The organism is Mesorhizobium sp. WSM4935, from assembly GCF_029625735.1.
Taxonomy (GTDB): Bacteria; Pseudomonadota; Alphaproteobacteria; order Rhizobiales; family Rhizobiaceae; genus Mesorhizobium.
The window spans coordinates 179,286-202,185 of sequence record NZ_JARTVR010000010.1 but is presented as its reverse complement, the minus strand read 5'-3'; the positions used below and the strand labels follow the sequence as shown (position 1 = coordinate 202,185).

21 protein-coding genes, 1 tRNA gene and 1 pseudogene are annotated in these 22,900 nt (G+C 62.9%); 10 read left to right on the top strand and 13 right to left on the bottom strand.

Annotated elements, in window-relative coordinates; translation table 11 throughout:
* Positions 1–99: 99 nt before the first annotated feature.
* The 3 genes from P9273_RS22380 to P9273_RS22370 all read right to left on the bottom strand — a co-directional run bounded on the left by P9273_RS22380 (position 100) and on the right by P9273_RS22370 (position 1,145).
* Positions 100–408 (bottom strand): BA14K family protein, encoded by a 309-nt coding sequence (locus tag P9273_RS22380; RefSeq protein WP_278050843.1) that lies wholly within the window; start codon positions 406–408, stop codon positions 100–102.
* 195 nt (positions 409–603) lie between these two features.
* Positions 604–804 (bottom strand): hypothetical protein, encoded by a 201-nt coding sequence (locus P9273_RS22375; protein ID WP_278050842.1) that lies wholly within the window; start codon positions 802–804, stop codon positions 604–606.
* Between the two features lie 173 nt (positions 805–977).
* Positions 978–1,145, bottom strand: coding sequence for a hypothetical protein (locus P9273_RS22370; RefSeq protein ID WP_278050841.1), 168 nt, complete (start codon positions 1,143–1,145; stop codon positions 978–980).
* A 151-nt stretch (positions 1,146–1,296) separates the two neighbouring features.
* Here P9273_RS22370 and P9273_RS22365 point away from each other — a divergent pair.
* Positions 1,297–1,372, top strand: a tRNA-Thr gene (locus tag P9273_RS22365).
* 58 nt (positions 1,373–1,430) lie between these two features.
* Here the strand turns inward: P9273_RS22365 and P9273_RS22360 are convergent.
* Positions 1,431–2,000, bottom strand: coding sequence for a DUF2569 family protein (locus P9273_RS22360; protein ID WP_040999830.1), 570 nt, complete (start codon positions 1,998–2,000; stop codon positions 1,431–1,433).
* A gap of 141 nt (positions 2,001–2,141) precedes the next feature.
* Here P9273_RS22360 and P9273_RS22355 point away from each other — a divergent pair, with 141 nt between their 5' ends.
* Positions 2,142–2,342 carry a DUF2905 domain-containing protein gene (locus P9273_RS22355; RefSeq protein WP_278050840.1) on the top strand — a complete coding sequence of 67 codons (201 nt, stop codon included), beginning with the start codon at positions 2,142–2,144 and terminating at the stop codon, positions 2,340–2,342.
* Between the two features lie 41 nt (positions 2,343–2,383).
* Here the strand turns inward: P9273_RS22355 and P9273_RS22350 are convergent, their stop codons facing one another.
* Complete coding sequence (locus P9273_RS22350; protein WP_040999832.1) at positions 2,384–2,998, bottom strand: TetR/AcrR family transcriptional regulator; 615 nt, start codon at positions 2,996–2,998, stop codon at positions 2,384–2,386.
* Between the two features lie 92 nt (positions 2,999–3,090).
* Here P9273_RS22350 and P9273_RS22345 point away from each other — a divergent pair, with 92 nt between their 5' ends.
* The 7 genes from P9273_RS22345 to P9273_RS22315 all read left to right on the top strand — a co-directional run bounded on the left by P9273_RS22345 (position 3,091) and on the right by P9273_RS22315 (position 10,647).
* Positions 3,091–4,173, top strand: coding sequence for a polyamine ABC transporter substrate-binding protein (locus tag P9273_RS22345; protein WP_278050839.1), 1,083 nt, complete (start codon positions 3,091–3,093; stop codon positions 4,171–4,173).
* Positions 4,174–4,181: 8 nt separating this feature from the next.
* Positions 4,182–5,027, top strand: coding sequence for an ABC transporter permease (locus tag P9273_RS22340; RefSeq protein WP_278050838.1), 846 nt, complete (start codon positions 4,182–4,184; stop codon positions 5,025–5,027).
* Between the two features lie 2 nt (positions 5,028–5,029).
* Positions 5,030–5,812, top strand: coding sequence for an ABC transporter permease (locus P9273_RS22335; protein WP_278050837.1), 783 nt, complete (start codon positions 5,030–5,032; stop codon positions 5,810–5,812).
* Positions 5,809–6,873 (top strand): ABC transporter ATP-binding protein, encoded by a 1,065-nt coding sequence (locus P9273_RS22330; RefSeq protein ID WP_278050836.1) that lies wholly within the window; start codon positions 5,809–5,811, stop codon positions 6,871–6,873. Before P9273_RS22335 ends, P9273_RS22330 begins: the two co-directional genes overlap by 4 nt.
* Before the next feature lie 3 nt (positions 6,874–6,876).
* Positions 6,877–7,635: an MBL fold metallo-hydrolase gene (locus P9273_RS22325; protein WP_278050835.1), complete on the top strand. Its 759-nt coding sequence runs from the start codon at positions 6,877–6,879 to the stop codon at positions 7,633–7,635.
* A gap of 429 nt (positions 7,636–8,064) precedes the next feature.
* The gene (locus P9273_RS22320) at positions 8,065–8,838 is read left to right on the top strand and encodes an NAD kinase (RefSeq protein WP_278050834.1); all 774 of its coding nucleotides are present in this window, start codon (positions 8,065–8,067) and stop codon (positions 8,836–8,838) included.
* Between the two features lie 267 nt (positions 8,839–9,105).
* Positions 9,106–10,647: a DEAD/DEAH box helicase gene (locus P9273_RS22315; protein WP_278050833.1), complete on the top strand. Its 1,542-nt coding sequence runs from the start codon at positions 9,106–9,108 to the stop codon at positions 10,645–10,647.
* Between the two features lie 80 nt (positions 10,648–10,727).
* Here the strand turns inward: P9273_RS22315 and P9273_RS22310 are convergent, their stop codons facing one another.
* From P9273_RS22310 to P9273_RS22275, 8 genes and pseudogenes are all read right to left on the bottom strand, one after another.
* Positions 10,728–11,336, bottom strand: coding sequence for a hypothetical protein (locus P9273_RS22310; RefSeq protein ID WP_336619402.1), 609 nt, complete (start codon positions 11,334–11,336; stop codon positions 10,728–10,730).
* A gap of 259 nt (positions 11,337–11,595) precedes the next feature.
* Positions 11,596–12,246, bottom strand: coding sequence for an OmpA family protein (locus tag P9273_RS22305; RefSeq protein WP_040999840.1), 651 nt, complete (start codon positions 12,244–12,246; stop codon positions 11,596–11,598).
* A gap of 136 nt (positions 12,247–12,382) precedes the next feature.
* Complete coding sequence (locus P9273_RS22300) at positions 12,383–12,751, bottom strand: GFA family protein (protein WP_278050831.1); 369 nt, start codon at positions 12,749–12,751, stop codon at positions 12,383–12,385.
* A gap of 154 nt (positions 12,752–12,905) precedes the next feature.
* Complete coding sequence (locus P9273_RS22295; RefSeq protein WP_278050830.1) at positions 12,906–13,283, bottom strand: hypothetical protein; 378 nt, start codon at positions 13,281–13,283, stop codon at positions 12,906–12,908.
* 297 nt (positions 13,284–13,580) lie between these two features.
* A pseudogene (locus P9273_RS22290) lies at positions 13,581–13,975 on the bottom strand (GFA family protein).
* A gap of 37 nt (positions 13,976–14,012) precedes the next feature.
* Positions 14,013–15,144 (bottom strand): peptide chain release factor 2 gene (gene prfB / locus P9273_RS22285; protein ID WP_278050829.1). Its coding sequence is split into 2 segments (ribosomal slippage): positions 14,013–15,077 and positions 15,079–15,144, totalling 1,131 coding nucleotides; the frame shifts between segments, so codons are not numbered across the junction.
* A 125-nt stretch (positions 15,145–15,269) separates the two neighbouring features.
* The gene (locus P9273_RS22280; RefSeq protein WP_278050828.1) at positions 15,270–17,726 is read right to left on the bottom strand and encodes a penicillin-binding protein 1A; all 2,457 of its coding nucleotides are present in this window, start codon (positions 17,724–17,726) and stop codon (positions 15,270–15,272) included.
* 233 nt (positions 17,727–17,959) lie between these two features.
* A complete protein-coding gene (locus P9273_RS22275; RefSeq protein WP_278050827.1) occupies positions 17,960–19,213 on the bottom strand; it encodes an N-acetylmuramoyl-L-alanine amidase in 1,254 nt (417 codons plus the stop codon).
* A 645-nt stretch (positions 19,214–19,858) separates the two neighbouring features.
* Here P9273_RS22275 and P9273_RS22270 point away from each other — a divergent pair.
* Positions 19,859–22,840 carry an Rne/Rng family ribonuclease gene (locus tag P9273_RS22270; protein ID WP_278050826.1) on the top strand — a complete coding sequence of 994 codons (2,982 nt, stop codon included), beginning with the start codon at positions 19,859–19,861 and terminating at the stop codon, positions 22,838–22,840.
* Positions 22,841–22,900: the final 60 nt, after the last annotated feature.

The window sequence follows — 22,900 nt, the reverse complement described above, 5'->3', positions numbered from 1 at the left end:
TCGCTTCAAGTCAAGCCAATCAGGCGGATGCGCAATGCTCAAACGCAAGAAAAGGGGCTGCGGACAGCCCCTCTTTCCTGTCGTTGACTTTGCCCAACATTAGAGGCGGCAGTAGCGCGGGCCGTTGTAGCTCATATAGGTGTCGGTGCGCTCGTCATAGCTGGCGTAGCGGGCGTAGCAGCGGCGGACGTGGATGGAGTCGTAGCCGTCGTCCTCGACATAGACCGTGCGGGGCTGCTGAGCGAGCAGGCTGCCGAGAACGAAACCACCGACGCCGGCGGCAATGCCGATGCCGAGTTCGCGGCGGTGATGATGGTCGTGGGCGGCCGAAGGCTGGACGGTGCCGGCGAGCGAGCCGGCGGCGACGGTGGTGGCGATGAGGCCGGAAACGATGGTGCGCTTGAACATGACGATCTCCTGTTTCAGTGGAGAGGCGAACCATCCGCCTCTTGATCATGGGTCGCGGCGGGCCGGAAAATGGTTCGAAGGTTTGGAAATTTTTTTCGTCGACGATTCTTCCGGCCTTTTTTCCATTTTGAAGTCCCGGTCGCCGGAATGAAAAAGGGCGGCCCGAGGCCGCCTTGGAGACGAATGGTCTTCTCGTCAGAGGAAGATGATCACCTTGCCGTGGTGGTGGTGCTTGTGATGGTGCCACCACCAGAACTTCTTGTGATGCTTCTTGTGGTGATGGTGGTGATGATGGTTGTGGTTGCCGTGCGCCGAGGACGTCTCAACCGTGGCGGCAAGCGCGCCGGTGGCGACGAAGACGGCGACCAGGCCTGAGGTAAGGGTACGCTTCAACATGATGATCTCCTGGATCCTTGATCGAGGCGACCATTCGCCTCTCGGAGATCAGTCGTGGCGAAGCGGCAAAAGGTTCGAAATGAGCGAATAGGGAATAGCCAGTGGCGAATAGGGATTTGGTTTAGGGCCGCCTCTTTTCCCTACTCGCTATTTGCTACTCCCTATTCGCTCCCTCACCCCATCCCCGTGACATGCCTCAGCCAGAAGGCAAGCACGATGAAGCCGAAGAAGGTGGCGACGCCGGTCCAGTCGATATTGGCCTTCTTCAGATCGCTGACGGCCTTCACCAGCAGAAGCCAGGTCACGACGATGAGCGGCAGGATGATGACGAATCTGATCATGCGGCACCCCGTTCGATGCGATTACGCCCGGGAGAGATGTAGGAAGCGGCGCCGCGCTTTTCAGCATGCCGGCAAAGCCACGCAGTCCATTAGCGAGCCGAAACGGAGTTTTGTCTTTACTGGCGCACGAAATGTGCTACCGGAGCGCCGTGCCCTTGTAGCTCAGCTGGTAGAGCAGCGGTTTTGTAAACCGAAGGTCGCGGGTTCGATCCCTGCCGGGGGCACCATCCTTCGCTGTTCGAGCTTCGGATGGCGGGCCAACCCGAAGGGTCGAAACCTCGCCCCCTACTGAAAGGCCGCCGCAATCTGCGCATTCGGCGCGGCCCTGTCGAACGTGTTTCCGACCCTGACGGACCGGTAGACGTAGACAACCCAGATTCCGGTCAGAACGAATGACGCGATCGGGGCCACCAGAGCATCTCCGGCAAGGACCTGAGTCATCGGAGCGTCCAAAACAGTGGACGTCCAAACGGCGTCGAGCACGAAGACGATCGGGATCGCGATCCACTGATAAACGAACAAGCGCTTGAAACGGGGGCTGCGCCGCAACATTGAAAAAAGGACAATCACCTGAAGCCCTGCAAATGCCAGCAACAGCAGGACTTCGCCGCAGACGGCCAAAGGACCATTGGGCACCGGCATGAGCTGCCGGTAACCCTCGCTCGACGAGAACAGCTCAGCGAGCGTGCGGAACGGCGACAAGCACTGACCGATCGCCAAAAGCATCAACCAGCCTCCAAACCCGACAAGCTGTTCCGGATGCCGTGGTCGCGCGGTCGCCGAGCGGACGGCGAAAAAAACAGGCACGCCCACAAGCAGTAGCACTATTGCCCAATGCCAGATTGAAATCTGCATCCACCCCTCCCCGAAATGCCTCCTTAGATTGTATTAGATTTTATCCTCAACTCAAGAGGCAACATCGGGATAAGTGCTGCCCTCAAGGCCTACCGCCACTATATTTTCGGCAAGACGCTATTTTCCGGCAAGGATGCCGCCATGTCGCGAACGCTGATCGTCGTCGGTCTCGGCATAGCTGCCATAGGCCTGCTGTGGCCTTGGTTAACCCGGATCGGCTTTGGCAGGCTTCCCGGCGATATCGTAATCGAGCGTGAGAATTTCAGCCTCTACGTTCCGATCACCACCGGGATTCTGATCAGTATCGTGCTCTCGGCGATTCTATGGCTGATCAACCGCTAAAGGACGCGGCCGCTGCAGTACGCCATCCTTCCTCACGATCATTACACCCCCATCGCCGTCACCAGCACCCTATTCTGCCTTCGTATCGCCGCGCGCAGCTCCGGTATCGGCGCCTCGTGTCGCTTCACGAACTCGATGAACATCATGTTCATGTTGTTGAAGATCAGCTCGCCCACCGCCGGCCCGTCGATATCCGGGCGCACCAGGCCGAGTTCCTGCAGGCGGACTATCAGCGCGCTGATCTGCTTGGTCAGTTCCCGGTCGAGCGCCGTGTAGGCCTGGCCGAAGGGGCTGTCGGGCAGTTGGGTCGAGATCGCCATCGCCTGGCGCCACATCTCTTTGCTCAGATAATTCAGCGAGTGCTCGATATAGATGCCGATCAGCGTGTCGAGCGCATCGCCGACGTTGGCCGGCGGGCTGGCGACCACCCCTCGCCCGGCATTCAGCACCTCGTTGACCTCCATCGAGACGATGGCGCCGAGGATGTCGCCCTTGTTCTGGTAGTAATTGTAGATGGTGCCGATCGAGACCTCGGCCTGCGCCGCGATCGCCTCGATCTTGGCGCCTTCATAGCCGGCCTCGCGAAAAAGCGCGGTCGCCGCATCGATGATGCGGCGGTGCCGGTCCGCCTTCTGCCGTTCGCGCAATCCGCTCATATCGGCCTCTCTGCCATAAAATCATAATTGACTCAATTTTAGAATTGGTTCAACTTTTCTCCAACAAGCCAGCAAGGCAGGGAGAACACTCGATGACCATCAATGCCCGCACTCCGCTTTCCACATTGAAGTCTCATCTTTCAGCCGCCTGCGCGGCCGCGGCGCTGCTTATCGCTGCAGGTGGCGCCCAGGCCGCCGATCTCAACGCGCTGATCTGGTGCGATCACTCCGACCCGGCGCTGCTTGAGCCTTTCGAGAAGGCCAATAACGTCAAGGTCAACGTCAAGGAATTCGAAGGCACCGGCGCGGGTCTCGCCATCGTCGAGCAGTCGCAGCCGGGCGACTGGGACGTCATGGTGATCGATAGCATCGACGTGCCGCGTGGCGTCGAGAAAGGCCTGTTCGAGCCTCTGCCCGAGGACAAATTGCCCTTCGCCGACCTCTTCCCCCAAGTGAAGATGGACAAATCCACCATCGTCGACGGCAAGCGTTACGGCATCACCGAGAAATTCGGCTACAACACGATCGGCTTCAACAAGACCAAGGTCGACCCGGCCGACATGCAGTCGCTGGCCTCGCTCACCAGCGACAAATACAAGGGCAAGGTCGCGATCTACGATTATTACCTGCCGGTGATCGGCATGGCCGCTCTGGCCATCGGCAAGAAGACCGCCGACCTCACCGAGGCTGACCTCCCTGCCCTCAAGACCGAACTGCTCAAGATGAAGGCCAACGCCAAGCTGGTCGGCGAAGTCACCGCCAGCCAGACCGCGCTTGCAACCGGCGAGGTCGACATATTGGTCGGCGGCGGCGAATGGGTGACGGCGGGCCTTGCCAAGGAAAACCCGGCGCTCGATTTCTCGATCCCGAAGGAAGGTGCTGTGCTGTGGTCGCAGTCGCTCGCCATGTTCAAGGATTCCAAGAACAAGGACATGGCGCTGAAATTCATCCAATACGTCCTGAGCCCCGAAGGCCAGGCGCGGCTTGCCACCTCCTCCTGCTATTGGGGCATGCCGTCCAACACCAAGGCGGCGCTGACCGACGAACAGAAGAAGATCCTGCGCTTCGACGAGCAGCCTGGCTTCCTTGCCCGCGCCCAGGCCTATCCGGCGCCGAACGCCGACCTTGACAAGAAGATGCAGGACATGTGGACCGAGATGCTGCAGGCGCAGTAAATCGGCCGATGGCGTTCGCGGGAAACAATTCGCGTGCCCTGCCCTGGGCGCTGGTCACGCCGGCGCTGGCGTGGACGCTTTTGTTCTTCGTGCTGCCCTTCATCGCCATGGGGCTTTCCAGCCTCACGGCGCATGAAGGCGGCGGCTTCACGTTAGCCAATTACAGCCAGTTCTTCACCGATCCGTCCTACTGGCGGGCGATGGTGAACTCGCTGGAGGTTACCGCGATCGTCACCGTGATCTCGATACTGCTTGCCTATCCCTTTGCCTGGATCCTTGCCGAGATGGTCCCGGAACGCTGGCAACGGCTGGCGCTGATGCTGGCCGTGCTGCCGTTCTGGACCTCCTATGTCGTGCGCTCCTATTCCTGGCTGCTGGTGCTGGCGCAGAACGGCGTCGTCAACCGGACGCTGACCGGGATCGGCTTGATCCCCGAGCCGCTGCAGCTCGCCAATACACGCTTCGCCACCGTCACCGGCTTCGTGCATTTCTTCGTCATGCTTTTGACGCTGACGATCTTCGCCAATCTCAAGCAGCTCAGCCCGAGCTACCGCAAGGCTGCCGCCGATCTCGGCGCCGGGCCGGTGCGCATTTTCCTGCATGTCGTGCTGCCGCTCACCTTACCCGGCATCATGGTCGGCGCCTTTCTCACCTTCGTGCTCTGCATCGGCGACTACATCACGCCGCAGATCCTCGGCGGCAACAACGAGCTGGTCATGCCGCAGCTCGTCATGATGCAGATTGGCCGGCGCGGCGATTTCCCGCTGGCCTCGGCGCTGTCGATCATCCTGATGGCGGTCGTCACCATCGCCTATCTCGCCTGCGCACGCTGGCTGAAGATCGAACGGGCCTGACGATGCGCGCCGCCGTCCGCCTCGCCGCCTGGGTCTACGCCGTCGCCGTCTACGGCTTCATCTTCCTGCCGGTGGTCGTGTTGGTGCTGTTTTCACTCCAGGCGACGTCCTTCCCGATCCCGCCTTTCACCGGCCCCTCATTGCGCTGGTATCAGGCGGTCTTGTCCGACACGAGGCTCACCTCGGCGCTGGTCAATTCGCTGCTCGTTGCGGTGCTGTCGTCGCTCGCTTCGGTCACGTTGGGATTTCTCTCAGCCTGGGGTTTCGCGCGCTTCGTCTTGCCCGGCTCCGCTATCCTGCGCGGGCTGATCACGCTGCCGCTCACCGTCAGCTATCTGATCATCGGCATGGGCCTGCTGGTGCTGTTCAACTGGGCCGGCGTGCCGAAATCGCTGCTTGCGGCCGGCATCGGCCATGTGGTGATCAACCTGCCGCTCTGCTTCGCCATCATCTACAGCCAGATGGGCGACCACCAGATCAACATCGAGCGCGCCGCGCGCGATCTGGGCGCCGCCGAATGGAAGGTGCTGCTCATGATCACCGTGCCGGTCATGGCGCCGGCGATCTTCGCCGGCTTCTTCCTGTCGATGACCTTCTCTTGGGACGAGTTCGTGATCTCCTTCCTGCTCACCCGCTTCGAGACGACGCTGCCCGTGGAAATCTGGAACCTCTTGCGTTCCGGCCTCAATCCCAAGACCAATGCCGTCGGCTCGCTGGTCTTTGCCGTCTCCATCGTCCTTGTGGTGTTTTTCGAGCTGACCCTGTTGCGGAGGAAGCCGGCATGAGCGCGCCCTTGGTCGATATCCGCAACGTCTCGCATCGCTTTGGCCAGCTTGCGGTGCTGAAGAACGTTTCGCTCGCCATCGAGCCCGGTAGCTACACGATCCTGCTCGGACCGTCGGGCTCCGGCAAGACGACGCTGCTTTCGATCCTTGGCGGCTTCGTCACACCGAGCGAGGGCAAGGTCTTCATCCGCGGGCAGGATTGCACGTCGGTGCCGCCGGCGAAACGCCCGACGACCACCGTGTTCCAGGACTATGCGCTGTTTCCGCATATGAGCGTCGGCGGCAATGTCGGTTTCGGGCTGCGTATGCAGGGCGTCGACGGCGCGACGCGGGCGGCGAAGGCGCGCGATGCGTTGGCGCTCGTCGGGCTGGCGGCCGCCTTCGACAAGAAGCCGCATCAGCTCTCCGGCGGCCAGCGCCAGCGTGTGGCGCTGGCTCGCGCGCTGGTCATCGAACCGGCAGTACTGCTCCTCGACGAGCCGCTCGGCGCGCTCGATCTCAAGCTGCGCCGGCAGATGCAGGACGAGTTGAAGGCGATCCAGAAGCGTGTCGGCACAGCCTTTATCCACGTCACGCACGACCAGGAAGAAGCGATGGCGCTGGCCGACCATTGCGTGGTGATGAATGACGGCCGCATCGAGGACGAAGGCCCGCCCGAGCGCGTCTATGCGCGGCCGGCGACGCGCTTTTCCGCGACCTTCATGGGCGAGAGCACGATCCTTGCCGGCACCGTGACCGGGGCGAGGAACGGGATCGTCACGGCCTCGACCCCGGTCGGGCCGATTTCACTGCCTGGCGCGTTGACAGCCGGCGCCCCAGTCGCGCTCGCCATCAGACCCGAGCACATTGTCCTCGGCGAAGCGAAGGGCGACGTCGCGCTGGGCATGGCCAAGGTCGGCGATGTCGTCTTCCAGGGCAGTTTCAAGCGCGTACTGGCCACCTCGACGCTTGATGCCGCGCTGCAGTTCATCGCCAAGGCTCCCGCTTCCGCTACCGTTCAGGCAGGCGACACGATCTCGGTTTCATGCGACGCTCAAGACATTATTCTGCTGGCGGACTGATCCATGAGCACGCTTCCGGTCATCGAGGCTCCGGACTGGTACGAAACCATCCGCATGGGCGACGACGTCACGCTCATTCATGAGCCGTGGATAAAATCGTTCTTCCGCTGCAACATCTGGCATGTGCGCGGGCGCGACCGCGACCTTTTGTTCGATACCGGCCTCGGCCATTTCAGCCTGCGACGCCATGTACCGCTGGTGAGCGAGCGCAGGCTTACTTGCGTGGCCAGCCACACGCATTTCGACCATATCGGCTGCCACCACGAATTCCCGGACCGCTGCGTGCACTCGGCCGAGGCCGCAATCCTGGCCGATCCGCGCAACGAATGGACGGTGGCGGACCGTTACGCCAATGAAGAGATGTTCGACGGCGCGCCGGAAGGCTGGGATACGGCGCGTTACCGCATCCTGCCCGCGCCGGCCGGCCGGCTGCTCGAGCATGGCGATGTGGTCGACCTCGGCGACCGCGCCTTCGAGGTCATCCACACGCCGGGTCATTCGCCGGGCGGCATCGCGCTTTACGAGAAAAAAACCGGGATCCTCTTGTCCGGCGACATCGTCTATGACGGGCCGCTGATCGACGACGTCTACCACTCGGACATCGATGACTATGTCGAGTCTCTGCTTTCCCTGCGCGAGCTCGACGTCTCGGTCGTGCATGGCGGCCATTTTCCGAGCTTCGGCAAGGTGCGCTTCCGGCAACTCATCGACGAATATGTCGCGGGCAGACACAAGCCGGGCTGTCACCTGCAAGGTGGCTGAGCGAGCGGAAAAGCGAGGCCTACAGCGCTCTTTGCGGGCAAGGTGTTCCCGTGGCGTCCCCGCAACGGGAAGCCGTCGGCTGCGGCCGCTGGCTCATCTCTTCCGAATGACGCACGAGTTCGGCGAACATCAGCGCGAAACTTCCCATCATCAGGAAGACTATGATCAGACGCGTTACCGGCAATAGACAGGTCTCTCGACTGGCCAGCCCCCGCCAACCCATCCACTGTCGGCTAACATGATCGATCCGGCTTTACGAGTGTTTAAGCCTCGTCTTAACCATTGCGGACATCACATTCATGTCGCCTCTGTCACGAAGCGCGATTGTCGATGTGACTCGCCGGTCAGCGCAGCGCCCTTCACAGATACGGGCAGTGCATGCTACGCCGTCGCCGGCGCGGCCTCCCAGACGGTCGCCCTCCGGGAGCCATGAGCAAAGCCGCCAGCCGTTTCGCATTCGTCTCTTCCGACACCGACGACGCCCGCGCGGCGCGGGAAAGCCTGTCGGCGCGTTATGGGCAGGTGCCTGTCGCGGAGGCCGAGATCATCATCGCGCTCGGCGGCGACGGTTTTCTTCTGCAGACGCTGCGCGAGACGATGAGCACGGGCAAGAAGGTCTACGGCATGAACCGTGGCACCATCGGTTTTCTGATGAACGAATATCGCGCCGGCGGACTTGAGGATCGCATCGCCAACGCGGTTGCCGAGACGATCCGGCCGCTGGAAATGGTCGCCGTGACGCATGACGGCGAATCCGTTTCGGCGCCGGCCATCAACGAGGTCGCGCTGTGGCGCCAGTCCTACCAGACCGCGAAAATCCGCATCACCGTCGACGGCCAGGTGCGGCTGGAGGAGTTGAACTGCGACGGCGTGATGATTGCGACGCCCGCCGGCTCCACCGCCTACAATCTGTCGGCGCATGGGCCTATCCTGCCGCTCGACGCGCCGCTGCTGGCGCTAACGCCGGTCAGTCCTTTCCGGCCGCGCCGCTGGCGTGGCGCGCTGCTCTCCAACAAGGCGACGGTGCGCTTCGACATCCTGGAAGCCGAAAAGCGCCCGGTGAACGCCGCCGCCGACCACACCGAGGTCAAGGCGGTGGCCTCCGTCACGGTTCGGGAATCGCCGACAGCGACGGCAACTTTACTCTTCGATCCGAACCATTCCTGGAACGAACGTATCCTTGCCGAGCAGTTCCGCTACTGAGCCGGCGCAACCGATATTGTTTCCGTCAATGCATGTCGCCCAATGCATCGAGCAAAGATTTAAAGCGCGTAGCCTGATTCGGTTCGATAGGACGCGCTTTAAGCAATCGTGAATTAAGGTTACGTCTTCACAATCGCCGGATTCCCGGCTGTTTCTGTTGACAAATCGCGGACTTGCGCCTAACTGCAACCGCGATCTTGCAGGCGCGCGGCGCCTGCCGCAACGCGTGTTGCGATTTTTTCCGAACCAGCCAAAGACAGCCACCACTTGTCCGCAGACACTCAGACCGCTCAAGAAGCGTTGACATTCTCAGACCTTGGCCTTTCGCCGAAGGTCCTCTCCGCAGTCTCAGATGCCGGCTATACCAAGCCGACTCCGATCCAGGCCGGCGCCATCCCGCATGCGCTGCTCGGCAAGGACGTGCTGGGCATAGCCCAGACGGGAACCGGCAAGACCGCTTCCTTCGTGCTGCCGATGCTGACGCGGCTGGAAAAGGGTCGGGCGCGGGCCCGCATGCCGCGCACGCTCATCCTCGAGCCCACGCGCGAGCTCGCCGCGCAGGTCGAGGAAAACTTCGTCAAATACGGCAAGAACCACAAGCTCAACATCGCGCTTCTGATCGGCGGCGTCTCCTTTGACGAGCAGGACAAGAAGCTCGAGCGCGGCGCCGACGTGCTTATCGCGACGCCTGGCCGCCTGCTCGACCACCGCGAGCGCGGCAAGCTCCTGCTCAACGGCGTGGAGATCCTCGTCATCGACGAGGCCGACCGCATGCTCGACATGGGTTTCATCCCCGACATCGAGCGCATTTGCGAGATGATCCCGTTCACACGCCAGACGCTGTTCTTCTCGGCGACGATGCCGCCGGAAATTACCAAGCTCACCGAGAAATTCCTGCACGCGCCGGTGCGCGTCGAGGTCTCGCGCGCTGCTTCCACCGCGACCAGCATCACGCAGCGGCTGGTGAAGTCCGGCACGAAGCCGTGGGAGAAGCGCGAGACGCTGCGCAATCTGATGCGGGCCGAAAGCGACGAGCTGAAGAACGCCATCATTTTCTGCAACCGCAAGGTCGAAGTGTCGGAGCTGTTCCGCTCGCTCTTGAAGCATGATTTCGATGCCGGCGCGTTGCATGGCGACATGGACCAGCGCGCCCGCATGCAGATGCTCAACAATTTCCGCGACGGCAAGCTGCGCTACCTCGTCGCCTCGGACGTCGCCGCGCGCGGCCTGGACATTCCCGATGTCAGCCACGTCTTCAACTACGACGTGCCGATCCATGCCGAGGACTACGTTCACCGTATCGGCCGCACCGGCCGGGCCGGGCGATCCGGCAAATCCTTCACCATCGCCACGCGTGCCGACACCAAATATGTCGACGCCATCGAGAGGCTGATCGGAACCAAGATCGAATGGCATGACGGCGACCTGTCGACTGTGACCGAAAGCGAGGGGGAGGATGCGCCGCGCCGTGGCCGTGGCGCGCCGCGCCGGGCCGGCCGCAAGGACGAAAATCGCAAGGACCGTGGCGAGCGCAAGAAGGATCGTCACGCCAAGCGCGACGAGACGCCCGAAGCCGCGCGCGACGAGCAGCCTGTCGCCGAAGTGGCCGATATCGCCGAACGCCGCGCCCGCAAGGATGCGATCCGTTCCGAGAACGAGCGCAAGGGATCGGGCAACCGTCACGAGCAGCGCGGCGACGCCCGACCGCAGCGCGACCGGCCCGGCCGCCACCGTCAAGAGGAAGACGACGCGACCGTCGGCTTCGGCGACGACGTGCCGGCCTTCATGCGGATCGTCGCGAAAGTCTGAGCTCCAGACCGGCAGAAGCAGACATGAAAAACGGCCCCGAGCGGGGCCGTTTCGTTTTGCAAGTCCGGCGCGCCGCAGCCCTACATCGGCCCGGGCATCATCTTGGTCGGTTTTTCCAGCATGGGGAAATCGGCCTTGTTGCATTTCACGTTCGGGTTGGTCGGGCTGAACATGCCGTTCGGATTGTCACTGAACAGCCAGGCGTGAAGATCGTAGTGGACGAATTCCCTCGGAATGAGCGGATAGTGTCCTTCCATCGGTCCCATAAATTTCTGGCCGAATAGGGTCGGAACTTCCTTCGTATCCGGCGTCAGCGGCACCAGCCATTCCACGCCGACCAGTTTCAAGCCTTTCTTGGTCGGCTCATAGATCAGGACATTGGGCTTCATCGGGTCGAGCGGCTTGCCGACGCTCGGCACGTTGACAAAATGGATGCCCATGGCACCCTTTGGATAGTACATCGCGCCCTCTACCTTTTCGCCAGCGTAGTGGACGCAGCCGACGGTCGACAAATAGAGGTCGCGGACAGCGGCGGTATAGTCCTCATATTTGGCAAGCGATTTCTTCAGAGCTTCGATATCGGCCTTGTTGGCATCCTCCGCCCGAGCCGTGGCGGCTCCGAGCCATGCGCCCAATAGCCCAGTCAAAACGAGGACGCCGCAGCGCCCGAGGCGAGCTGTTCTTGTCATGCATTCCTCCCAGATTCCCTTGATCTGGCCGTGCAAGACCGGGGCGGCAGATGCTGATTGCGCGGCCGGTTTGGACCGCCCCATCCCCTCTGGAACAGCACGATGGTAGTCCTTTCCCCGGTTCTGGAAAAGCTTCAATTAGAAAATTAGAATAAACTTATATCCTATGCCTGACCGGTGTTGGACCTTGCCCGCACGAAAACGGCCCCGTACGGGGCCGCTCTGCTTTGATGGGTTGCGCCGTCGGGCGCGATTTCTCTTAGGTGAGCGGCGACAGCTGGATTTCGACGCGCCGGTTCTGTTCGCGGCCCTGAGCCGTCGCATTGGATGCGATCGGGCGCGTCTTGCCGAAACCGGTGACGGCGAAGCGGCGGGAATCGACGCCCTGGCCGGCCAGGTAATTGGCGACGGCAAGCGCGCGCCGCTGCGACAGGTCGAAATTGTGCTGGTCGCTGCCGGTCGAATCGGTATGGCCGAAGACATCCACCGTGGTCTGGCGGAACTTCTTGAGCACCAGCGCGACCGAATTCAGCACCGGATAGAAGCCTGGCTTCACCGCGTCCTGGTCGACGTTGAAGGTGATATCGGACGGCATGTTGAGGATGATCTGATCGCCGCTGCGGGTGACGCTGACGCCGGTGCCTTGCAGCTGGCGGCGAAGCTCGGCCTCGTTCTGGTCCATGGTCGCGCCGATCGCGCCGCCGGCAAGAGCGCCGATGCCGGCGCCGATCAAGGCGTTGCGGCGGTCATTACCGCCGGCAAGCAGACCAAGGCTGGCGCCTGCCAGCGCGCCAAGGCCGGCACCGGCCGCCGTGTTGGAAATCTTCTGGTCGCCGGTATACGGATCGGTGGTGGTGCAGGCGCTCACCAGCACAGCCGTCGCCACGACGACGAGCACGGTCTTTTTCATAGGATTGGTCCCTCTCCAATTCGCGGCCGTTGCGGCCACGCCAAATCAGCCCTTCCGCAGCCTTGTATCATGAAATGCGGCGAAAAACGGAACGGGAATGCGGCCGCAAAACACGGTGGCCGTTCCCGCTTCGCCTCTACCACAAATTCTTGCCGTCGATGACCACAACCTCGACTTTGTCCAAGTCGAAATCGTCGAACAGGCGCGAATTGACGCTGATCTTTGGATTGTCGAAATCCGGCTTCCCGGTCGACCAGTCAGGCGTTTCGGTGAAGGTGCCGCAACCGCAAATGGCGCAAAAGCCATGCTTCACGGTCCTCGAGCCCCAGCGATAGAAGGAGACGTTCTCCGGCGGGCTCGTGAGCTTGAATTGCGACGGCACATAGTAGGCCCATAGCGACCCGCGCTTCGAGCAGAACGAGCATGTGCATTGCGTCACCGTCTGCGGCGCCTCGGCAACCTCGAAGGTTGTCGCCTTGCAGTGGCAGCTGCCTTTGATGGTCATGAACTTACCTCTCCCGTTGTCCGCCACGCCCATATTCGCCGGTGGCAAGGCAACATAAAGAAGCCGTCCTGACAACCGTCTGTCAGCAGGGTTGGCAAGCATCTCCTGCCGTGGGTAGAGGTTTGCGCCTCGCCTCCCGCGGCAGGTTCGAGCCTTAGTAAGAGGGCGGCGGCACGAACAGACAAATGGTCTTGCCGGCGTCGAGCCCTGCCTGATGCGCGCACCAGTGGTATTCGCCGTCGGGCGAGTTCTTGATCCTCTTGTCGCTGTAGGCCACCACCTCGCCCGTGCCCATTATGACATAGCCTTCGGGCCGCTCGCTGATGGACGACTGCGGCACCTCCTTGCAGTCGAAGTTGGCACAGCAGGCAAAGGGGTATTTCCAGCCTTGCGGCATGGCCGCCGTGGGTTGGGCGTCGTGCGCGATGGCCGGCGGCGCCAGCACCGCGATGGCTCCAACAGCGAAGAGGGTGAACAAAAGTCGGCCGGCCGGTCGAACGGCTTGGGCCGATCTTGATATGGCAGCAGACATCGAACGCTCCTTTCGAGCATCAAGCGTTTTCGCTTGCCCGTTCCCAGAACGTGTCTTCCCAGCGGCCGGATCGTCAGTCGCAGTTATGCCGCGTCCGGCCATAAATGCTTCTATCCCACAGCCCGAATGCTGAGCCGATTCCATAGCCAGCGCAAGAAGTGGACGCACCGTGGCGGCGCGCCGAGCTTCAAGCTTCGGCGACGGAAAGATGCGCAGACTTGGCTGGCAAGAACCAGACGGCAGGGCTGCGCCCAGGGTGCCTAAGAACGAAGTTCCGCTGACGGAGGTTCCCGGTGCTCAGGCGTCGACATGTTCACGATATTGCGGCAGATCGTCTGCAATCGTGAACCACGGCGCCTTTGAGTCGACGAAGATAGTGCGCTCGGGCGAATGCCTGGATCGTCCAACAACGTCCCCATGGCGACATGGACATAGGCGCCATCGCGGACCAGCGAATAGAGCAGCGAGCCGCATCGGCCGCAATGCGCGTCATGGCCGCTCTCGTCGCCGAAGATCAGCAGTCTGTCCTCGCCGGCGCTGAGACGGAACTTGCCGCGCTCGATGCCGGCGAAGGGTTTGAACGCCGACCCGGTCTTGCGCCGGCAGGTGGAGCAATGGCAGTTGGCGGCGTAAGCGAATTCGTCCGCCACTTCATAGTGGACGGCGCCGCAGAAGCATTTCCCCCCAAGCATCCGAGTCAACGGCCTCGTCCTCCGATGACGCGCAGCTTTAGTCCAGGTCCGCCACTGCTTCGCCCGCGCCACCCTCGATGCGATGAGAGAGCGAGGCTTCCATGAATTCGTCGAGATCGCCATCGAGCACGCTCGACGGCGAGGTGCTTTCGACGCCCGTGCGCAGATCCTTCACGAGCTGATAGGGCTGCAGCACGTAGGAGCGGATCTGATGGCCCCAGCCGATGTCGCTCTTCGACGCCTCCGTGGCGTTGGCGACCGCCTCGCGCTTCTTCAACTCTTCCTCGTAGAGGCGCGAGCGCAGCATTTCCCAAGCCTTGGCGCGGTTCTTGTGCTGCGAGCGCTCGGCCTGGCAGGCGACCGCTATGCCGGTCGCCAGATGGGTGATGCGCACCGCCGAGTCGGTGGTGTTGACGTGCTGGCCGCCTGAACCTGAAGAACGATAGGTGTCGATGCGCACATCGGATTCGGAAACATTGATCTCGATCGAGTCATCGATGACCGGATAGACCCAGACGCTGGCGAAGGAGGTGTGGCGCCGCGCGTTGCTGTCGTAGGGGGAAATGCGCACCAGGCGGTGGACGCCGGACTCGGTCTTCAGCCAGCCATAGGCATTGTGGCCCTTGATCAGCACGGTGGCCGACTTGATGCCCGCCTCTTCGCCATCATGGACTTCCAGCACCTCGACCTTGAAACGGCGGCGCTCGGCCCAGCGCGTATACATGCGCAGGAGCATCGAGGCCCAGTCCTGGCTCTCGGTGCCGCCGGCGCCGGCATGGATTTCGAGGTAGGTGTCGTTCGCGTCGGCCTCGCCGGAGAGCAGCGTCTCGACCTGACGGGCCTTCGCCTCGCCCTGCATCGAGCGCAGGGCCGCCTCCGCCTCGGCGATGATGCTATCGTCGCCCTCTTCCTCGCCAAGCTCGATCAGGCCGATATTGTCTTCCAGCGCCTGGGTCAGTCCCTTGACGGCGGCGATGCCGTCCTCGAGTTCCTGGCGCTCGCGCATCAGCTTCTGCGCTTCGATCGGATCGTTCCAGAGGCTGGAATCCTCGGCGCGCGAATTCAGGTACTCAAGCCGCTTTACAGCCTGATCCCAGTCAAAGATGCCTCCTCAGCAGGGTTATCGCCTGCCTGATCTCGTCGACAATGTTTTGCGTTTCCGCGCGCATGGCTTTCGTTCGGTCCTGTTCTTTTCGGTTCTTTTCGGAATAGGCGCGATACATAGGCACGGCACCGCCGCCTGTAAAGCGAAATGGGCCGGTGGTTTCTCGCCGGCCCATTCTAAAATGCAGGATCAGTAGAGGCCGCCGCCGCCGTCCTGGATGGCCTGGTTGGCCTGAGGCGACAGCGCTCCGCCCGAGCCGTTCGAGCCGTCGGCGCCCATGCCGATCACCCAGTAGCTGTCGGCCGGGCCGGTGCCGGGCTTGAATGCCTCGACGATGGTGTTGGGGTCGCCTTCGGCGGCGCGCATGCCGGTCTTGCGGTTGATGGCGATCAGCTTCATGCCGTCCGGAACCTGGAAATCGGTGTTCGGCTTGCCGTCGAGCGCCACGCGCATGAAATCCTTGAAGATCGGCGCCGCGAGACCGCCGCCGGTGGCGCCATGGCCAAGGCCGCGCGGGGTGTCGTAGCCCATATAGAGGCCAACGACGAGGTTGGGCGTGTAGCCGATGAACCAGGCGTCCTTCTCATCATTGGTCGTGCCGGTCTTGCCGGCAATGTGGCGGCCAAGCTCGGCGATGGTGGCGCCGGTGCCGCGCTGGACCACGCCCTCCATCATCGAGGTGATCTGGTAAGCGGTCATCGGGTCGAGCACCTGCTCGGAATTGTCGACCAGTTCCGGCTCCGGCTGGTTCTTCCATTCGGTGGCGTTGCAGCCTTCGCAGCCGCGCTCGTCCTGCTTGAACACCGTCTTGCCGTAACGATCCTGGATACGGTCGATGAGCGAAGGTTTGATCGATTTGCCGCCATTGGCCATGATCGAATAGGCCGACACCATGCGCATGACGGTCGTCTCGCCGGAGCCCAGCGCCATCGGCAGATAGGGCGCCAGATGATCGTAGACGCCGAAGCGTTCGGCATATTCCACGACCAGCTTCATGCCCATGTCGTTGGCGAGCCGCACCGTCATCAGGTTGCGCGACTTCTCGATGCCGGAGCGCAAGGTGGCCGGGCCCGCGACCGTGCCGTCATAGTTCTTCGGCGTCCAGGTGGTGTTGCCGCTCTGGATGGTGATGGGGCCGTCCATGATCACCGAGGCGGGGGTGTAGCCGTTGTCGAGCGCAGCCGAATAGACGATCGGCTTGAACGAGGAGCCGGGCTGGCGCATCGCCTGGGTCGCGCGGTTGAATTCGGACTGCGCGTAAGAGAAACCGCCGACCATGGCGAGCACGCGGCCGGTATGCGGATCCATGGCGACGAGGCCGCCCTCGACCTCCGGCACCTGGCGCAGCATATAGGTGTTGTCGGAGCCCTCGTTCTTCTGCACGAAGATCACGTCGCCGGGTTCCAGCACCTCTGCCGGAGACTTCGCCCTGACGGACTTGCCTTTGACGAAGTGGCGCATGGCGAAGCCCATGTCTTCCTTGCTGACGGTGCCCTGGACACGTTCCTTGACCAGATCGCCGGAAACCTGCCGCGCCGGCTGAAGGCCGATGGTGAGGCCGCTCGCCGAACTATCGAGCACGACGGCCAGCGTCCATTCCGGTACGTCCTCCAGACCCTTCACATTGCCGAGGGGCACGCCCCAGTCGCCGGAGATATCGATATGCGTCACCGGACCGCGATAGCCGCGCAGCATGTCGTATTTGAGCAGGCCGTTCTGCATCGACTTGCGCGCGATGAGCTGGATCTTCGGATCGAGCGTGGTGCGCACCGACAGGCCGCCCTCGTAAAGCGCGTTCTCGCCGTAGCGCGCGATGATCTGCCGGCGAACCTCCTCGGTGAAGTACTCGCCGGCGAACAGATAGGAGCCGTTGCGGCGCGGCGTCACGCCGAGCGGTTCGGCCTTGGCCTTGTCGCCCTCCTCGCGGGTGACGTAGCCGTTCTCGACCATCTGATCGATGACCCAGTTGCGGCGTTCCAGCGCGCGGTCGGCGTGCTTGAAGGGGTGATAGTTGTTCGGGCCCTTCGGCAACGAGGCGAGATAGGCGGCTTCAGCGACCGTCAGCTCGTTGACCGACTTGTCGAAATAGGTGAGCGCGGCGCCCGCTACGCCGTAAGCGCCGAAGCCGAAGAAGATTTCGTTGAGATAGAGCTCGAGGATGCGATCCTTCGAATAGGCCTGCTCGATGCGGAAGGCCAGGATCATCTCCTTGATCTTGCGCTCATAGGTCTGGTCGGAGGTGAGCAGGAAGTTCTTCGCCACCTGCTGCGTGATCGTCGAGGCGCCGACCTGCCGCCTGCCGGAGCCGAGATTCTGCAGGTTGACGATGATGGCGCGCCCCAGGCCGGTGATGTCGATGCCGGGATGGTTGTAGAAGTTCTTGTCCTCGGCCGACATGAAGGCGGCCTTGACGCGGTCCGGGATGGCCTGGATCGGCAGATAGAGGCGCCGTTCGCGCGCATATTCGGCCATCAGCGAGCCGTCGGAGGCGTGAATGCGCGTCGTCACCGGCGGTTCGTATTTGGCCAGAACCTCGTAGTCGGGCAGGTCCTTCGTCAGATGGCTGATATAGATGGCAAGGCCGGCCGCCACCAGCAGCGCCAGCGTCGTGCCGATGCCGAAGAAATAGCCGATGAGACGAATCATGCCCGCTCCAGTCCGAGATTCGGGAATTTCCTAAACGAAGCCGACAGTCGCGCAAGCTTCCCGGGGCGGTCCCAATCCGCAATCAAAAACCCATGTCGCGACCATGTGGACAAAATACGGCAGCGCGAAATTTGAGGACTCGGTTGCCGAATAATAACGCCGGGTGTTGTCCTCGTGCAACGCCGCTTGTGGTTGCAGGCGCCCCGGCGGTTGTGGGCAGGGTGCGGCCGGGCTCAGCCGCCCGTCGCGGTTCCGGCCTTGGCGGCGGCAAACAGGGCGACAGCGTTTGTTATGCTTTGCGCCGCCTTGCCGCGCCAGTCGGCGCTGAGCAGTTGCGCCTCGTCCTTGACGTTGGACAGGTAGCCAAGCTCAACCAGAACCGACGGCACGTCCGGGGCCTTGAGCACCCTGAAGCCTGCCGAACGCTGCGGATTGTTGATCAAGCCGACGCTGGTCGACAGCTGACCGACCAGCGTATGGGCGAAGCTCATCGAGAAACTATGGGTTTCACGGCGGATCAGATCGATCAGGATGTCCGTGACTTCCTTGTTGTCGTCCTCGATCTTCATCCCGGCAAACTGGTCGGAGAGGTTCTCGCGATCGGCGAGCGCCTGGGCCTCCGGATCGGAAGCCTTGTCCGACAGCGTGTAGACCGTGGCGCCGCGAAGCCCTTTGACGGCGATCGTATCGGCATGGATGGAGATCAAAAGGTCGGCCTCATGCTGGCGCGCGATGCGCACGCGTTCGTCCAGCGCCAGGTACACGTCATTGTCGCGCGTCATATAGACATCGTATTTGCCGACCGCGGCCAGCTTGTCGCGCAATTCCTTGGCAAAGGCGAGCGTAACGTCCTTCTCGACCGTCCCGGCGGAGCTTTCAGCCCCGCCATCGACGCCGCCATGACCAGGGTCGATAACCACCGTGAAGCGATGGCCGGGCGCCGAGATCGGTCCGGTGCCGACCCGCTCGCCCTTTCCGGCGGAAACGGTCGAACCGGTCGTCAGCGCCTGGTTGGCAAGTGCTTCGTCGAACTCCCGTTCGGAAGCGGCCGACATGTCGATGGCGATGCGATAGCCGCTGCCGTCGTCATTCTTGAGCACGTCGAGCTTGTCGACGGCGAAAGGTCCCTTGCCGGTGAGGATCAGGCGCGAACCGTGCCCCTGATCGCCGTAGCGGACGGCCCGTACGAGGCCGCGCGGCTTCACATCCTTGGCGTCGAGAGCGAATCGCGTGCGTGGCAGGTCGACGACCAGGCGATAGGGGCCGCGCAGCAGGAACCATTTGATGTCCGGTTCGCGGTCGAAGTTCAAGACGATGCGCATCTTTGCGGCGTCGCCGGCCATCTTGTAGCCGGTTGCGCCAAGCAGGGTATCGGCGTGCGCGGCCGCGAAACAGGACAGGATGGTCACCAGCAAGGCGAGCCAAGCCAGGCGCAGGACATGCCCGGCGGCCCTACCCCTCTTGTCCGCGGTGCCCGCCGATCCCATCTCTTATCCGCCGCTCCCGGTTTGACGCCTTGCGTCCGGTCTTCCTGCAGAGTGCCCGTCAGGCCACCAATTCGATTAACGATTGGTATTCAGAGAAGGTTAACCAAGCCTTTCATGGAGCGCGACGAAAGGCACCTTCCCCTGCGGAAGCGCTTTTTGCCGGCATCCGAAATCGGGGTTGCCTTCCATCCCGCCAAATCATAAAAGCGACGTTGGATCACTGCAATCCTGGAACCGCTCGCCTGAGCGGTTTCCTGCCAAAGGCCGGATGCAAAGGCGGCTCCGTTATCCTTCCAGGCTCAGGTGGTCGCGACGATTTTCGCAGGCGTGCTCCCGTGGCGGGGGAATCGCTTGCGTGAGGAAAACGGCCGGGGTTGCCCGCGCCGGCTCTTCGTGAGCAAACAAGCTGGTCCGGCTCAGCCCGGGCTTTGGTTCAAAAGGTCTGCTGGGTGCCGATGGCTTCAAGCGCAATCATGGAAAGGTCCGCATCAAACCGCGCCATAGTGGCTGCGGGCGGCACCGCCATCGCGCTGAAGCGGCGGCTAGCGGACATTCAATTATCCGGCATGCACACAGATACAGGCGCACAGCGGCGGGCGTTGCCACGCCAGCTGCGGCCGTCGGCTGCCGGCAGGAAACAAAATAATGCCCAACAAGATGCTGATAGACGCCTCCCACCCGGAGGAAACACGCGTTGTCGTCGTTCGCGGTAACCGCATCGAAGAATTTGACTTTGAATCCCAGGACAAGAAGCAGCTCAAAGGAAACATCTACCTCGCCCGTGTAACCCGCGTCGAACCTTCCCTCCAGGCAGCCTTTGTCGAGTATGGCGGCAACCGTCACGGTTTCCTCGCCTTCAGTGAAATCCATCCCGATTATTACCAGATCCCGGTCGCCGACCGTCAGGCTCTGCTGCGCGCCGAAGCGCAGGAAGCCGAGGACGAGGACGACGAGGAGGCCGAGAGCGGCGAAGAGCAGCAGGCGCGCGATCGCGGCGGCCGGCGCAACCGGCGTCGCGGCGGCAAGAACCGCGACCGCGGCGAGCACAAGCAGGATGCCGAAGTCGCCGCTTCCCCTGAAAGCGGGGAAAGCCCGGCTGAGGCCATAGCGGCCGAGGAAACGGCTACCGAGGCGGTGAACAACGAAAATGCCGGCGGCGAAACCGCCAATGCCCAGGCGGAAAATGCCGAGATGGTCTCCGAGGCCGCCGAGGCCGCGCCGGAAACCCCTGAAGGGCCTGCCGCCGAGACTGGCGGCGACGCCGTAGCGGCCGAAGATGCCGACGACGAGGACGGGAAACCGTCCGAAGGCGGGCCCACATCGATCGCCGCGAGCGTCGACGCCGACGTGATTTCCGAAGCGGTCCCGCAGACGGATCAGTCCGAGCAGAGCGGCGAAGCCGCCGCCAGCGACGCTGATCGCGGCATGCTGGAGGATATCTCGTCCTCGCATTCCGACGAGCACGAGGTCGAATCGGTCGGCGCCGAAGACGCTCTCGAGGAGATCCGCAACCGCCGCAAGCCGGTGCGTCGCCAGTACAAGATCCAGGAAGTCATCAAGCGCCGGCAGATCCTTCTGGTGCAGGTGGTCAAGGAAGAGCGCGGCAACAAGGGCGCGGCTCTCACCACGTATCTCTCGCTTGCCGGCCGCTATTCGGTGCTGATGCCCAACACGGCGCGCGGCGGCGGCATCTCGCGCAAGATCACCAACGCGCAGGACCGCAAGCGCCTGAAGGAGGTCGTGGCCGACCTCGAAGTGCCGCAGGGCATGGGCGTCATCCTGCGCACCGCCGGCGAAAGCCGCACCAAGGCCGAGATCAAGCGCGATTACGAATATCTGATGCGGCTGTGGGAGAATGTCCGCAACCTCACGCTGCAATCCACCGCCCCTGCCCTGGTCTATGAGGAAGGCAGCCTGATCAAGCGCTCGGTGCGCGACCTCTACAACAAGGATATCGACGAGATCCTAGTCTCCGGCGAGGACGGCTATCGCGAGGCCAAGGACTTCATGCGCATGCTGATGCCGAGCCACGCCAAGGTGGTTCAGCCCTACCGCGACACCACGCCGATCTTCGTGCGCAACGGCATCGAGGCGCAGCTCGACCGCATGCTGCAGCCGCAGGTGACGCTGAAGAGCGGCGGCTACATCATCATCAACCAGACCGAGGCGCTGGTTTCGATCGACGTCAACTCCGGCCGCTCCACTAAGGAGCATTCGATAGAGGAGACCGCGCTCCACACCAATCTGGAAGCGGCCGAGGAAGTCGCGCGCCAGCTCAGGTTGCGCGACCTTGCCGGTCTGATCGTCATCGACTTCATCGATATGGAGGAGAACCGCAACAACCGCGCCGTCGAGAAGCGGCTGAAGGATCACCTCAAGAACGACCGCGCCCGCATCCAGGTCGGCCGCATCTCGCATTTCGGCCTGATGGAGATGTCGCGCCAGCGCATCCGCGCCAGCGTGCTGGAATCGACCATGAAGCCCTGCCCGCATTGCGGCGGTACCGGTCATGTGCGCTCCGATTCTTCCGTGGCGCTGATGGTGGTGCGGGCGATCGAGGAATTCCTGCTCAAGGATTCGCGCAGCCACATCATCGTGCGCACACCGGCCGCGACCGCGCTCTATGTGCTCAACCACAAGCGCGCCAATCTGGTGGAGCTCGAAGCCCGTTTCGGCCTGACCATCACGATCGAGGCTGACGAGACGCTCGGCACCCAGCACTACGCGATCTTCCGCGGCGCCATTGCCGAAAAGCCGGAAGGCTTTGTCGAAGTGCGCAGCCTGCCGACCTATGTCGAGCTGGAAGAGCCCGAGGACGAGATCGTCGTCGAGGAGGAGGAGGAAGAGGTTTCGGTCCAGGCCGAACAGCCGCGCCACCCGCAGCAGCAGGGCCAGCACCAGCAGCGCTCCGAGGATGGCGAAGGCCGCAGACGCCGCAAGCGCCGGCGGCGGCGCGGCGGCAGGGATCGCGACCGTGAGCACAATGGCGAAGCCGCGGCTGCGCCGACCGAAGCCGGCGAAGCAACCGGCGCCGCGGATGGTACCGAAGAAACAGCTCAGGGCGTGACCGCCGGCGGTGAGGCCGTGGCGGCGACAACGGAGGAAGGCGCGGCCAAGAAGCGCCGGCGCGGCAAGCGCGGCGGCAAGCGCAACCGCCGCGAGGACGAAGCTTCGGAGGCAGTTGCCGGCGAGACTGTCGGCGACACCGAGGACGAAGCGGTGGAAGGTGAGGAAACCGCCGGCGAGCCGGTGGTGGCAGCCGCGCCCGAGCAGCCTGCCGCTCCCGCCGCCGCCAATGACGATGCCGAGACGGCCGAAAAGCCGAAGAAACCGCGCCGTTCACGAGCCAAAAAGGCGGCCGAGGAAACCGTCACCGAGACGGTGTCGGAGCCTGTGGCGGAAGCCCAGGCCGCGCCAGTGACAGTCGAGCCCGAGCCGGAGCCGGCGGCTGCCGCACCCGCGGCGGCCGAGGCGGAGCCCGCCGCCAACGCGCATCCGACGCGGCGCAAGCCGCAGTCGATCGACGCCCCGGTTGTTCCCGTCGTGTCCTCGAACGTATCCGACGAGGCCAAGGCCGAGGACAAGCCGAAGCGCGCCGGCTGGTGGCAGCGCAAGGGTTTTTTCTAAGATTTTCAAGCCTATAGCCTGAGCAGATAACAAAAAAATCCCGCGCCGCCGGCGCGGGAT

Excerpts from the sequence above, each read along its gene's own strand:
- P9273_RS22295 (WP_278050830.1), bottom strand. The coding sequence starts at position 13,283 with ATGTCTGCTGCCATATCAAGATCGGCCCAAGCCGTTCGACCGGCCGGC.
- P9273_RS22370 (WP_278050841.1), bottom strand. The coding sequence starts at position 1,145 with ATGATCAGATTCGTCATCATCCTGCCGCTCATCGTCGTGACCTGGCTT.
- P9273_RS22355 (WP_278050840.1), top strand. The coding sequence starts at position 2,142 with ATGTCGCGAACGCTGATCGTCGTCGGTCTCGGCATAGCTGCCATAGGC.
- P9273_RS22380 (WP_278050843.1), bottom strand. The coding sequence starts at position 408 with ATGTTCAAGCGCACCATCGTTTCCGGCCTCATCGCCACCACCGTCGCC.
- P9273_RS22280 (WP_278050828.1), bottom strand. The coding sequence starts at position 17,726 with ATGATTCGTCTCATCGGCTATTTCTTCGGCATCGGCACGACGCTGGCG.
- P9273_RS22320 (WP_278050834.1), top strand. The coding sequence starts at position 8,065 with ATGAGCAAAGCCGCCAGCCGTTTCGCATTCGTCTCTTCCGACACCGAC.
- P9273_RS22305 (WP_040999840.1), bottom strand. The coding sequence starts at position 12,246 with ATGAAAAAGACCGTGCTCGTCGTCGTGGCGACGGCTGTGCTGGTGAGC.
- P9273_RS22275 (WP_278050827.1), bottom strand. The coding sequence starts at position 19,213 with ATGGGATCGGCGGGCACCGCGGACAAGAGGGGTAGGGCCGCCGGGCAT.
- P9273_RS22310 (WP_336619402.1), bottom strand. The coding sequence starts at position 11,336 with ATGACAAGAACAGCTCGCCTCGGGCGCTGCGGCGTCCTCGTTTTGACT.
- P9273_RS22375 (WP_278050842.1), bottom strand. The coding sequence starts at position 804 with ATGTTGAAGCGTACCCTTACCTCAGGCCTGGTCGCCGTCTTCGTCGCC.
- P9273_RS22345 (WP_278050839.1), top strand. The coding sequence starts at position 3,091 with ATGACCATCAATGCCCGCACTCCGCTTTCCACATTGAAGTCTCATCTT.
- P9273_RS22350 (WP_040999832.1), bottom strand. The coding sequence starts at position 2,998 with ATGAGCGGATTGCGCGAACGGCAGAAGGCGGACCGGCACCGCCGCATC.
- P9273_RS22325 (WP_278050835.1), top strand. The coding sequence starts at position 6,877 with ATGAGCACGCTTCCGGTCATCGAGGCTCCGGACTGGTACGAAACCATC.
- P9273_RS22340 (WP_278050838.1), top strand. The coding sequence starts at position 4,182 with ATGGCGTTCGCGGGAAACAATTCGCGTGCCCTGCCCTGGGCGCTGGTC.
- P9273_RS22335 (WP_278050837.1), top strand. The coding sequence starts at position 5,030 with ATGCGCGCCGCCGTCCGCCTCGCCGCCTGGGTCTACGCCGTCGCCGTC.
- P9273_RS22360 (WP_040999830.1), bottom strand. The coding sequence starts at position 2,000 with ATGCAGATTTCAATCTGGCATTGGGCAATAGTGCTACTGCTTGTGGGC.
- P9273_RS22300 (WP_278050831.1), bottom strand. The coding sequence starts at position 12,751 with ATGACCATCAAAGGCAGCTGCCACTGCAAGGCGACAACCTTCGAGGTT.
- P9273_RS22270 (WP_278050826.1), top strand. The coding sequence starts at position 19,859 with ATGCCCAACAAGATGCTGATAGACGCCTCCCACCCGGAGGAAACACGC.
- P9273_RS22330 (WP_278050836.1), top strand. The coding sequence starts at position 5,809 with ATGAGCGCGCCCTTGGTCGATATCCGCAACGTCTCGCATCGCTTTGGC.